This is a genomic window from Aquimarina latercula DSM 2041 (assembly GCF_000430645.1).
GTDB classification, from domain to species: domain Bacteria; phylum Bacteroidota; class Bacteroidia; order Flavobacteriales; family Flavobacteriaceae; genus Aquimarina; species Aquimarina latercula.
In genome coordinates this window covers 39353-52349 of record NZ_AUMK01000003.1, presented here as the reverse complement: position 1 = coordinate 52349, position 12997 = coordinate 39353, and the positions used below count along the sequence as shown (strand labels likewise).

General features: G+C 30.2%; 14 protein-coding genes. 2 read left to right on the top strand and 12 right to left on the bottom strand.

Annotated elements, in window-relative coordinates; translation table 11 throughout:
- Window positions 1-65: 65 nt before the first annotated feature.
- Window positions 66-779, top strand: a complete 714-nt coding sequence (locus tag H526_RS0100245; protein ID WP_035084012.1) for a LytR/AlgR family response regulator transcription factor — start codon at window positions 66-68, stop codon at window positions 777-779.
- Window positions 780-884: 105 nt separating this feature from the next.
- On the opposite strand, the gene priA is transcribed toward H526_RS0100245, so the two are convergent.
- The 7 genes from priA to nadC all read right to left on the bottom strand — a co-directional run bounded on the left by priA (window position 885) and on the right by nadC (window position 7740).
- Entirely contained in the window at window positions 885-3338 is a 2454-nt protein-coding gene (gene priA, locus H526_RS0100240; RefSeq protein WP_027391116.1) for a replication restart helicase PriA, read from the bottom strand.
- A 102-nt stretch (window positions 3339-3440) separates the two neighbouring features.
- Window positions 3441-4007, bottom strand: a complete 567-nt coding sequence (locus tag H526_RS0100235; protein WP_027391115.1) for a chalcone isomerase family protein — start codon at window positions 4005-4007, stop codon at window positions 3441-3443.
- Window positions 4008-4113: 106 nt separating this feature from the next.
- A complete protein-coding gene (locus H526_RS0100230; protein WP_027391114.1) occupies window positions 4114-4542 on the bottom strand; it encodes a DUF2147 domain-containing protein in 429 nt (142 codons plus the stop codon).
- Window positions 4543-4652: 110 nt separating this feature from the next.
- Window positions 4653-5216 (bottom strand): chalcone isomerase family protein, encoded by a 564-nt coding sequence (locus tag H526_RS0100225; protein ID WP_027391113.1) that lies wholly within the window; start codon window positions 5214-5216, stop codon window positions 4653-4655.
- A gap of 145 nt (window positions 5217-5361) precedes the next feature.
- Entirely contained in the window at window positions 5362-5925 is a 564-nt protein-coding gene (locus H526_RS0100220; protein ID WP_027391112.1) for a chalcone isomerase family protein, read from the bottom strand.
- 36 nt (window positions 5926-5961) lie between these two features.
- A complete protein-coding gene (locus H526_RS0100215; protein ID WP_027391111.1) occupies window positions 5962-6879 on the bottom strand; it encodes a YihY/virulence factor BrkB family protein in 918 nt (305 codons plus the stop codon).
- Between the two features lie 3 nt (window positions 6880-6882).
- A complete protein-coding gene (gene nadC / locus H526_RS0100210) occupies window positions 6883-7740 on the bottom strand; it encodes a carboxylating nicotinate-nucleotide diphosphorylase (protein WP_027391110.1) in 858 nt (285 codons plus the stop codon).
- An 84-nt stretch (window positions 7741-7824) separates the two neighbouring features.
- Between nadC and rlmH the strand changes: the two genes are divergently transcribed.
- Entirely contained in the window at window positions 7825-8298 is a 474-nt protein-coding gene (gene rlmH, locus H526_RS0100205; RefSeq protein ID WP_027391109.1) for a 23S rRNA (pseudouridine(1915)-N(3))-methyltransferase RlmH, read from the top strand.
- A 32-nt stretch (window positions 8299-8330) separates the two neighbouring features.
- Here rlmH and H526_RS0100200 read toward each other — a convergent pair whose 3' ends face one another.
- The 5 genes from H526_RS0100200 to H526_RS0100180 form a co-directional block, all read right to left on the bottom strand.
- On the bottom strand, window positions 8331-9911 hold the full coding sequence (locus H526_RS0100200; RefSeq protein WP_027391108.1) for a S41 family peptidase: 1581 nt from the start codon (window positions 9909-9911) through the stop codon (window positions 8331-8333).
- A 14-nt stretch (window positions 9912-9925) separates the two neighbouring features.
- Entirely contained in the window at window positions 9926-10345 is a 420-nt protein-coding gene (locus tag H526_RS0100195) for a hypothetical protein (RefSeq protein WP_027391107.1), read from the bottom strand.
- Between the two features lie 51 nt (window positions 10346-10396).
- Window positions 10397-10846, bottom strand: coding sequence for a hypothetical protein (locus H526_RS0100190; RefSeq protein ID WP_027391106.1), 450 nt, complete (start codon window positions 10844-10846; stop codon window positions 10397-10399).
- Between the two features lie 62 nt (window positions 10847-10908).
- The gene (locus tag H526_RS0100185) at window positions 10909-11691 is read right to left on the bottom strand and encodes a CPBP family intramembrane glutamic endopeptidase (protein ID WP_027391105.1); all 783 of its coding nucleotides are present in this window, start codon (window positions 11689-11691) and stop codon (window positions 10909-10911) included.
- A 66-nt stretch (window positions 11692-11757) separates the two neighbouring features.
- A complete protein-coding gene (locus tag H526_RS0100180) occupies window positions 11758-12981 on the bottom strand; it encodes a serine hydrolase domain-containing protein (RefSeq protein ID WP_035084009.1) in 1224 nt (407 codons plus the stop codon).
- Window positions 12982-12997 lie beyond the last annotated feature (16 nt).

The window sequence follows — 12997 nt, the reverse complement described above, 5'->3', positions numbered from 1 at the left end:
ATAAAAAGCGTAAAATGTTTGTGGAAATAATATATATTCATTAATATTGTATAGAATATTAACCTATGCAAGTGGAACAATCTCAATTAAAATGTGCGGTAGTAGACGATTCACGTCTACAAAGACTGGCTATTGTTAAATTAATAGATGAACATTCTTCCCTAGAATTAGTGGCAGAATGGAACAATGCTATTGAGACAAAAAACGGATTATTAGATACTCCGGTTGACTTATTATTTTTAGATATTGAAATGCCAATCCTTACTGGTTTTGACCTTTTGGACGATCTAGAAAATAAACCTCATATCATTTTTGTTACTGGAAAAACGAAATATGCATTTAAAGCCTTTGATTACGATGCAATTGATTATTTAAGAAAACCTCTTAAAAAAGATCGATTTAATGCTGCTGTAGAAAAAGCGCTTAGTATGTCTCGTTTAAATTCTGAACAAGCATCTATTGAAGACGATGACTATATCTTTGTGAAAAGTAATCTAAAAAAGCGTAAAATATTTTTAAGTCAATTAAAATATGTTGAAGCTTTAGGTGATTATGTAAAATTAATTATGGAAGATGGAGATCCGATAGTAGTATTAGCTACTATGAAATCCTTTGAAGCAGAACTTCCTAGTGATCGTTTTTTAAGAATACATAAATCATATATTGTAAACCTAGATAAGGTAGAAAGATATAACAGTCGTAATATAGAAATTGCCGACGAAAAAATACCTCTTAGTAGACATAAGAAACATTCTTTGATAGAAGCTTTAAGCGGATAATAATTCTACTAATAACAAACAAAATAAAAAGTCCCATTTTTCTTATAAGTGGGACTTTGTATTTTTGACATTATATTGATTAACGGATATAAGATGACCCTATAATTAATAATTATCTACATTAATTATAATCCTAACACCAGAAAACTCTTTTATACTCTTAAAAGAATTCTGTACCTTACTTATAAAATCTTTCGTCTTTTTTAAAGATTGTCCGTGAGGTATTTTTATTAAAATATTCTTATTGTATTGATTTCGGATTCTAGAGATTGGAGGAAATTCTGGTCCTAAAACATTTTCTTTAAAAGTCATGGCAAGAGATTTCGCTAACCACAAAGTAGCCTCGTTTACTTTATTATAATCTTTATGCCGCCCAGTAATCTTAATAATTCTATAGAAAGGCGGGTATTTATATTGATAGCGTTCTTCTATCTGATCTTTATACATCCCTGAATAGTCATTAATAGATACCTGCTGTAGGATTTGATGAAATGGATTATAAGTTTGAATTAATACTTTTCCTCTCTTACTTGTTCTCCCCGCTCTCCCTGCCACTTGCTGCATTAATTGAAAACTTCTTTCATGAGCTCTAAAATCAGGAAAATTAAGGAGATTATCTGCATTCATAATACCTACCAATGTTACATTCCTAAAATCTAATCCTTTAGTTAGCATTTGTGTCCCCACCAAAATATCAATCTCTCCATCTTCAAACTTATTTATAATCTTCTCATACCCATGTTTACCTCTCGTTGTATCTTGATCCATTCTGCCAATACTATTTTCTGGAAACAACTCTTTAAGCTCATTTTCAATCTGCTCTGTACCAAAACCTTTTGTTGTTAATTCATGACTATCACACGCAAGGCATTTTTGTAACATTGCTATATGATATCCACAATAATGACATCGCAATTGATTTCTATAATTATGGTATGTTAAACTTACATCACAATTAGGGCATTGCGGAGAATGACCACAGGTATTACATTCTACCACAGGAGAATATCCTCTTCTATTTTGAAATAAAATGACTTGTTCTTTTTCTTTAAGTGCATCTTGAATAGCAAGTAACAAAGTGTCACTAAAATGCCCCGTCATTTCTTTTCTCTTATATTTTGTTTTTAAATCTACAAGGTTAATATCTGGCATTAAAACATTCCCATAACGTCTTGTTAACTCCACTAAACCATATTTACCTTGTTCTGCATTATAATACGATTCTAAAGCTGGAGTTGCAGAACCTAAAACTACTTTGGCTTTAAACATATTAGACAACACTACTGCAGTATCTCTAGCATGATATCTTGGTGCTGGATCATACTGTTTAAATGAGCTCTCGTGTTCTTCATCTATTATAATCAAACCTAGATTAGTAAATGGCAAGAAGATTGAAGATCGCGCTCCTATAACAATCTGAGCTTTAGGTTTTGAATCTTTTACATTGTTCCAAGCTTCTACCCTTTCATTTACAGAATATTTTGAATGGTATACCGTTAATTTTTCTCCGAAGTATTCTTGCAATCTACTTATCAATTGGGTCGTTAATGCTATTTCGGGTAATAAATACAGAACTTGTTTTCGCTTTTGCAACTGCTCTTCTATCAATTTCACATAAACTTCTGTTTTTCCAGAAGATGTAACTCCATGAAACAAGCAAACATCTTTTTCTAAAAAATGTTCTTTAATATCCGTTAATGCTTGTTCTTGATATGTATTTAATTCTTTAGTAACAGCTACTGCATCCAATTCATATTGAACCCTATCTGTTTGCTTATGATATTCTTCTAATATCTCTTTATTAATTAACGACTTAATAACTGATGTGTTACTACCAGAAGCTTTCACAAGTTCACTTACTTTAATTGATTTATCACTTTTGGCTTGTAACATAAATAGATGCATTAATACATCCCGTTGTTTTGGAGCACGAGTTAATGAATCCAATAAAGATTGTAAACCTTCCTCTTTTGTATATTCGGATACTAGTCTAACATATCTTACAAGCTTAGGCTTATATTGCTCATAAATCTCTTCCTGTACGTTAATAACCTCTTTTTCTAATAATCTTTTAATTAAAGGTAGAACGTTTTTTTTCCCAATTATATCCATTACTTCTTGTATTCGAAGTAAACTTTGATGCTGTAAAGCTTCATACAACAAGAATTCATCATCCTTCAATCCACTTTCGTCAATCGAACTGTTATCGTTTCTAAGAATAATTGTTTCACTTTCTAATAAAAAAGCACTCGGTAGAGCTGCTCTCATCACCTCTCCTTTTGAACACATATAATACTTAGAAATCCATGACCAAAGCTCTAGCTGATTTATTGTTACAATTGGAGTTTCATCTAAAATATGTTCAATTTCCTTTGCCTCGTATACTTCTGGAGCCTTTTGATGTATATTGGTAACTAAAGCAGCATAGACTTTACTCTTACCAAATTGCACAGCAACTCTCATTCCTGGCTTTAAAAAATGTGCTTCATTTTCGTTAACACTATAAGTAAACTCCTTATTAAGAGGAATAGGTAGGATTACATCTATAAAATACGTCATCGATACTTTTGATTCAAACAAAAATACATTTTTACCCTTATTATATACAACAAAAGGCTGATCAATTGATCAGCCTTTTGCTTATTTTGGGGTAAATCTTATTTATCCATTTTGTCCAAGCATTCCTCCTTTTATAAGTTTGCAAGCTGGTTCATCTCCTAACCATATTTTAAATAAAGCATATTTAAAATCCCTTCCCTCTATATATCCAACTTCTTCTCCATTCTTAAAAGTTCTTATTCCTTTTCCTTTGATATAAACTAAATCAAAGAAATCATTAATCTGAGTTGTACTTCCAAACAATTCTAAAAACTGATCAATTCTAGCATCTAAGCTCTGTGTATTACCAAACATAGCGTCATCAAAACCTTTTCTAAATACTTTCTTCATTCTCTTATTAGTTACTTTTTTAGAATTGATAACTAATCTAATAGACATACTTTCATCTGCATCCAAAACTTTTCTATCATCGGTATACTTATTAACCGTATACAATCCTCCAGAATATGTTTCTACTCCTAATACTTTTCTAACACCAGCTCCATTTAGTGTAAGCTCTTCTCCTTCAAAATTTACTTTATAAGGTATTACTGCATCTCCTACTCTTATTTGAGCAGTAGTAATAGTCGTAACGACTAATAAGATAGATAGGGTAATTATTTTTTTCATGATTTAGTTTTTAATTATTACAAAGACTTAGTTCTGTATTTTTCTAAAAACTAACAATAAAAAATGTTAAAATTTTCTTTAAATAAAATTTTAGATTTAAAAATGGTTATGCTTTAATCCATTTTTGAGTTCTAAATAAGAAAGCAATATACCCTCTAACATTCAGCGTATTAGGATCATTTTCTTCAATCCAGATTTTACATCTATATACTTTTCCATTTTCTGGATCCATTATAGTACCATCTTCATATTCATCACCATCCTTTTGTAAATCTTTGATAATAACCATTCCTTCTATTGGCTGATTATAGTCATCTCCTTCACACTCTTTACATAATTGCTTACGATCCGATTCTTTTAAAATTCGATCGATTCTTCCAAACAATTTATTTCCTTTTTTATAAATCTCTACTATCGACCTTGGTTCACCTGTATTATCGTCGATAGTCTTCCATTTACCAACTATTTCATTTTGAGCATTCACTAAGCCGGTTAGAAGTAATAATGTTATAATAAGAACTTTAGAGATATTCATTGTAATTAACTGTTTTAAACTTAAGTGTTCAATATAGAGAATATGATGCTAAAACAAAAAAAGCTATCTGAAATTCAGATAGCTTTTTAATAATTTTATAAAATAGTAGACTACTGAAGTCCTAACATTCCATTCTTAATTCCTTCACTAGCCGGTTCATCACCTAACCATATCTTAAATAAAGCATATTTAAAGTCTCTTCCTTCTATCACCCCAAGCTCTTTTCCATTCTTAAAAGCCTGTACTCCTTTATCTTTTATATATACGATATCAAAAATATCATTTTTAACAATAGGCTCATTAAAAAATTTAATAAACTTATTGATTCTTTCATCTAACGCTTTTGTATTACCAAAAGTTGCTTTCTTAAAACCGTCTTGAACCGCTTTAATCATTTTCTTCTGAGTTACAAAACCAGATACTATATTTAATTTTATAGCCATTGTTTCATTTGCATCTAAGATAGCTCTTGGGTCTTTACTCTTTTTCTGTAAATAAAGTCCGCCTGCGTATAAGTCAATCCATAACATTTCTCGCATCCCAGCTCCATTTAACTTAAGATCTGTTTCACCAAAGTTTTCTTCGTAAGGCAATACAGCTTTACCTACTCTGATTTGTGCCGTAGCAGTTGTTAAAGAAATAAGTGCTACGATTAGTAAAGTAATTTTTTTCATCTTTGTTAAAGTTTTATCTGGGGTGTATTAGTATTAAAATTTTTCCTTATTACACAAAAGTAATAAAATTTATTATGCGCGCATAGTAAAAACAGAAAAAAAACGTTAAATTGTGTATTTCAACGCTAAAACAATACTTTTTATCCTAAAAAGCACCTAACATTTCATTTTTTAAACCTTTATCTGCAGGATTATTTCCAATCCATATGTTAAATAAGGCTTTTTTAAAGTCTAATCCTTCTACATACCCTTTCTCTACTCCATCTTTATAAATTACACTTCCTTTACCTTTCTCATATACAATATCATAGATTTGTCCCTCTTCTATTTCATCTTTAATAAATCCAACAAAAGTGTTTATTCTTTTGTCTAAAGAAGTCGTATTACCTTTTGTAGATTTTTTAAAACCATCTCTAAGCGCAGATTCCATTTTGCTTCTAGACATCATACCAGATAATATATGCAATTTTATTGCCATTGTTTCATCTGCAGCAGCAATCGCACTAGCACTTGTACTTTTTTTCTTTAGATACAACCCTCCAGCATAGATATCAAAAAAGAACTTCTCTCTCATACCTGCTCCATTAATCGTCAAATCTTCTCCGCTAAAAGTTACCGTATTTGGTAACGTAGCATCCCCAACTTGAACCTGAGCTTGACTAGTTCCTACAATTGCTAAAAGAATAAATAATAAGCTTAGTTTTTTCATTTTTGTTAAATTAAATGTTTGTATGTTGCTAAAATATTAAAAATTCTTCTTCAATTTAATAAGTGAAGCATTTAATTCAAAACCTAACAGAAGTAAATTAGCATTAAGCCATATATATACCATTAGAATCAGCATAGCACCTATTGAACCGTATAATTTATTATAGTTAGAAAAATTATCTATATATACTCCAAATAAATAGGTTGTTACCATGATCAATACTGTAGTCATAAATGCTCCAGGAGAAAAGAATCTATTCATTTTTCCTTCCGTTGTTCCAAAATAAAACAACGTCGCTACTACAAGAAAAATCATCAAGACAAACAATCCATATTTACCAAATTGCAGCCAGAAAACCGTATTATCCATTACTCCCATCTCCTTAAGATCTTCTAACAAATAACTAAAATATAGTGTTACTATTACGGTAATAAGCAACAATGATGCCACGATCAAAGATACCCCTAGAGCCACTATATACTGCTTTACAAAATTTCTATTCAATGTTACGTGATACGAATATTCAAACCCAGAAAACACAGCATTTATCCCATTAGTCATTAAGAACAATGACAATATAAAAACTGTAGATAACAAACCTGTTCTAGGATTAGCAGAAATATCAGTGTATATCTCTTCAAAGAATAATTTAGACTGATTAGGTAATGCAGAAGTTATAAATTCGAAGAAATTTTCTTGGAAACCATCTATTTGGATAATTGGTATTAGATTTAAAAGAAAAAGTAAAAAAGGAAAAAGAGATAGAAAAAAGCTCCATGAAATGGCACTCGCTCTAGCAGAAAACGTTCCTTTTACAATTCCAATAGTATAAATCTCTACCAAATCATACACAGAAAGACCTTCGAAACCGGGAAGAATAACTTTTTTACCGATCTTAACTAGAATATTAATAATCGGAATTTTATTTAGTTTATCTTCAACTGCTTTTGACATATATTATACCGCTTTCAAACTCAAATCAAGATTATAAACAGAATGGGTTAAAGCTCCACTACTAATATAATTTACGCCACATTCAGCATATTTACGAACTGTTTTTTCATTTATCCCACCACTAGATTCGGTAAGGCAAGTATCTCCAATAAGCTCTACAGCTTTTCTGGTATCATCATAATTAAAGTTATCGATCAAAATTCTATAAACTCCTGGGGTTTTAAGAATCTCTTTAATCTCATCGAGATTTCGAGCTTCTACAATTATTTTAAGATCCTTATTTGTATCAGCTAAATATTTTTTTGTTTTATCTATTGCTTTTGTAATTCCACCAGCAAAATCGATATGATTATCTTTAAGCATGATCATATCATACAGCGCAAATCTATGATTTTCTCCTCCACCTATTTTTACAGCCCATTTTTCTAAAGCTCTAATTCCTGGTGTTGTTTTTCTAGTATCCAGAATTTTGGTTCCTGTTCCTTCTAATAACTGTACAAACTGATGTGTTTTAGTAGCTATAGCACTCATTCTTTGCATAGCATTAAGAACCAATCGTTCTGCCTTAAGGATAGACTGAGAACTTCCTGAAACATAAAAGGCTATATCTCCATACTCAACTTCGGATCCATCTTCTATTTTTACCTCAACTTCCATTTTAGGGTCGACATAATTAAATACTTTCTTAGCAAAATCGACACCTGCTAATATTCCTTCATCCTTTACTAACAATTTAGCTTTGCCAGTTGCTGTATCCGGAATACATGCTAAAGAGCTATGATCTCCATCACCTACATCCTCTCGTATGGCATTGGCTATTATTAATTCAATTTCTGTATCAAATTGAGCTTTTGTAATCATATTGAATGGTTATTTTTGCTAAAGTAGGAAAAGAAGTTGGAAGTACGAAGTTGGAAGTACAAAGTCAATAAAGAAACTATATCTATGACTATTAAATTAATTGCAATTGGTAAAACAGATCATAAACAACTACAAGATCTTATCTCCGAATACACAAAAAGATTAGGGTTTTATATTAAATTTACTTTTGAAATTATACCTGATATAAAAAACTCTAAAAACCTTAGTGAAGGACAACAAAAGGATAAAGAAGGAAAACTCATCTTAAGCAAGACGGTTACTTCTGATGTTTTAATCCTATTAGATGAAAATGGAAAGCAATATGACTCTGTAGGTTTTTCTCAACTTTTACAGAAACATATGAATAGTGGTATTAAACAATTGATTTTTGTCATTGGTGGTCCATATGGTTTTAGTCCGGAAGTATATAATAGAGCCAATGGTAAACTTTCATTATCTAAAATGACGTTTTCGCATCAGATGATTCGCTTATTTTTTATAGAACAGTTATATAGAGGATTTACTATTCTAAAAAATGAGCCTTATCATCATCGATAAGACTCATTTTATGTTTTTGAAATTACTTAATTCTAATCTTTGGTAACAAACTCTTCTATAGCTTTATTTAACACGATACGTTCTCGATTTTCAAAATTATCTTTAGTTATTTTAACTAACAAATCAGGTTTAAGTGGATTCCCTTGAAGCATTTCTCCGTTTTTATTCACTGTTCTAGAATAGGGTATGGAAAACTGAAAGAGTTCTGTTCCTGGAACATCATAATTTCTTTGATTATTACCTGTGTACATTTTCTTTATATTACCTTGGTTGTCTACATAAAAAACAATCCCAATCAGAGCAAATGTTAGGTCTGCGGATTGTGGTTGCCCCACAATAGTAGCATTACTATATTCTTTCATTCTATACACAAAATCATCTGCTGAGCTTGCAGTTCTTTCATTAACTAAAACTATTATTTTTTTTACTTTCCGCTTAGCGGTTTCATTAGGTTCAATATATTCCAGCTCGCACTTATTTCCACCTCGACAGAAGTCTCCTCTTGGTGGTAAAAAACTTCCATTTTTAGTTTTTTCATAAATCCCATTTTCCGAAATTTCTTCAAACCATCCATTTGCTCCCGGAAAACCATATGATAATTCTGTTCTAAGATCATTGTCTTCTAGAATCGCTGTTTTTTTATACTGTACTCTTAAATCTTTAAATTCAGATGGACAAAACTCTGCAAGAAATGATGAATTTTCATTTCCACCAGGATTACTCTGGACATCAAAAATTACGTAATTTATATCGTTTTCAACTGATTTTAAACCATTTCTGATTTTTACAATATCACTACATACTGTAGAATCACCTACGGCAGTTGTGCATCTTAAATCATTATCACCATTCTTATAAGCAAAGTTTTTAATTTTGACTAAAGCTATACTATCTCTAATAAGTAAAGCTGTTTTGTAACCTTTTTCTATTAATTGCCAATCTTGATATTCATTAAGATCAATCCTCTTCATATAAAGATCATAAGAGGATTCTGCATCCTTATCAATAGTATAAGTCACTTCTTTTTGACTGCCATCTTCAAAAGTTATTTGCTTTGGAAGATCACCTTTTACTTTTAACACACCGTGCTCAAATCTATATTTAAAACTAGACTGACAAGTTCCTATTCCATTTGCTCTGGTTTCATAGTTTACAAAATGTTCAAAAACATCTTTGAGAGATACATCATTAATTTTTGAGATTGTTTTTTTAGACTCTATATCAAAAAACACCATTTCTGGATATGTAAATCCAATTTTAATGGAACTCTCTAACTTATCCTTTTTTTGCTTTTCTATTGGATAGCTAAACTGAAAATAAGAATGCCCACTAGTAAATCCTTTCCCGAAATCAAGAAATTTCTTTCTTAAACTTTTATAACCATCGGCTTTCCCAAACTGTTTTTTATGATAGGCCTTGTATTGATCCCAATTAACCTGTTTTGTTTTATTTCTTACCTCTATCGATTCTGCATCAACATATTCGATTTCAGAAATCATCTTATCATACAAATCTGATATTTGTTTTGCGGTAAGAAACTTCTTTTGATCCTGTTGAGCATTGATTGAAATGATGTATATAAAAAACATCATCCATATAATTACTTTCTTCATTAAGATGTTCTCTTTTATTTATCTTTAATTAAATCTCTTAGATCGCTAAATGCATCTATTAAATCTTCTACCAGGTCAATTGATATTGCTTCTTTATCCAAAAAAACAGATAATTTACCTTTTCTAAGTTTTACCCTATATCCTTCACTTCCTTTATTGTTATAATTCCACATATAAGAACTGTAATTTTTAGACATTTTTACTTCTAAATGTTCATTCAGAAACTTTTTTACTTTCTCTGTTTTATGTGAAGGAAAACTTGCTTTTAAGCTGTAAGCATCATCAGTGTTGGAAATAGAGATATTTATTTTATACCCATTATCACTAGTGTCATCACTAGAATAATTAACTGAAATTTTAGAATTAGAACTTGTCTGCGCGTTTAAAGTTGGTATAGCCAGCGCTACACACAACATAAAAATGATTGTTTTCATACTACTTGTTTTTTGATTAATGATTATTAATTGATGTTTCTACTTATTTCCCTAACTACCAGCTGATTCTGAAGTTAGTTTTTTTAGTTCTTTACCTATCTGAGTAAACCGTTTAAGTAACTTATCCGATGCCAATTCTTTTTTAACATTTATTCTTAGTCTATTTCCTTTTAGCTTTACTTGATAAATTTCCTCTTCTTCTAAACCTTTACTCCATACATAAGTATCATTCTTTTCGATCATATTTTCTTTTCCAAACTGATCAATTAAATATGATTTTACATTAGACTCCATATACTTCATGAATTTTATTTTTATTCTATAATTATCATCCATATCCAGCGTAACGAAAGATCTATAAAACTTTTTGTTCTCTGCATCGGAATCATACGTGAATGAAAATTCTGAAGAAGATTTTGACGAACTCGTTTCGGTTGTTTGCGCATTGGTAGTTAATAACCCAAATGCAAAACTGGCAATAATTAAAATTAGTGTTTTCATGATATTTGTTTTTTGATTAATGATTGATTTTTAATTTAATATGCTATGTCTTTTTTTTATTCTTATATATTACTTTGTAGTGGATATTTTCTCATGAGTGAAACTCCATAAAGTAAACAAGGTGATACCAGTAAGGCTATTAGAGCAGCACTTTCTAATGAACTACTTTCACTCATCGTCTTGTTTACATTAAGTCCAATTGTATCAAAGTCTCCAATAAAATCAATAATAGCGTGGATAATAATTAAAGGATAAATTCTTTTGGTAATAACTAATAGCGCTCCAAACATAAATCCAATAAATGTTGCGTACATAACTTGGGACAATTCTCCGTAAAAGCCATTATCAAAATTTATTAAATGCAGTAATCCAAAAAATAAAGAAGAAATTAATACGGATAAAACTATGTTCCTTTTTGTAGTACCTAAGTGTTTGATTAAATAAGACTGTAAAAAACCTCTAAGACTTAATTCTTCTGCAAAACCAATGGACAAAGAATATATTGCAAACACAAGAATATTAGAAATTAGCGGTTCTCTATCCATTTCATCTATCGATAATCCATTAAGTAATACTAAATAGACAAGAGGAAAAAGTAATAGATACCATCTTTTTAGTTTTGTTCGTTTTATTCCTGCGATTTCAGAAATTCCATTATTTTGTATTAATATTATCGAAACTAGAATTAAAAGCAGATTTGATCCAATATTTAAAAACGTATGTATCTGAAATGATTTAATTCCTTTTTCAATCAGTAGGTTAGAAAAATATTCCCTAGCAATTAAAATAGTTATTATAGCAATTACAAAGATTATAAGTTGGTTCCAAAATTTTGATTTGAACATTTTATGTATTCTTTTTATGTTACACAGTAGTTATGAATATTGACAATATTATTTAAACTCTATTGGTCACTCACCAATGCTTAACGTATTGATATAATCTTTTTTGAATTCTTTTACTGTATTCCATATTTGTTGTACCGAACGTATAATCTCCTTGCTTTCTTCTAAAGAAGTATTCATAAAAAAAATAGCTCCTACTTTTTCTTTTTTATTAAAATACATCAAGGTTAATATCCCTGGATCCGAGCCATTATGCCCCATTTTTCCAGAAGGAGAAACTTCCCAAAAATATCCGTAGTTATCGTTTAATTCCTTTTTAGTATTGTACTGCTCTTTAGTCAATTTAGCAGACATCATTTTCTGAAATGCTGTAGCTTTAAGTATATTATCTTCTCCGTAATATCCTCTCATAAGACCTTGTAGATACATAGATAATTCTTTGATACTACTTTTAAATCCTCCATCAGGATATGTAATTAATTTATATTTAGGGATAATATTTCCCGATTCTGTATAGGTAGAAGCACGATGTCCTTGGTAAATAGATTCATCCGACCAACCGGAATTATTCATACCTAATGGATCCAAAATATGTTTTTGCGTATACTCCGGAAATGACATATCAGTGGCTATTTCTAATATATATGCTAATAATGCAGATGCAATATTGGAATACTCATACCTATCTCCCGGTTGATGTTTTAAAAAATTACTTTTTTCATACCATTCTCCTTCTGGAGTTAAATGATTTTTAAGAAAACTCTCTAAACTATATGTCTTATTAGAGCTCATTAACTCCAATTCTTTACGTTCTTTTTTAGTATAGCTTTCTTTATTGAGTACTACTGCATTTTCTATAACATAACTCTTTTCATAGGCGTCGGTATCTAATATAGAAGATGTATGCGTAGCCAAATGCTCAACAGTAATTGGAATTTCTGGATACCTAGGATGATTAATTTCAAATGGCAAAACATCATTTATTGGAGTATCCACTGTTAACTTCCCTTCTTCTATAGCTTTCATTAAAGCGATTCCGATAAAAGTCTTGGAAACAGAACCAATATTTTGTACTGTATTTACAGTATATTTTTTATTAGTTTCTAAATCAGCATAACCAAATCCATTTTGATATAATATTTGATCAGGTGTCATAATAGAAACTCCAAAACCAGCTATTTTACTAGTTTTATATATAGAATCTATTTTTCTATCCAACTCATTTACTGATGTTTGTGCACTAATACAGTATGACACTATTAGACACAGAAAGATACTTATTGTTCTCATAATTATTCGTTTTTTT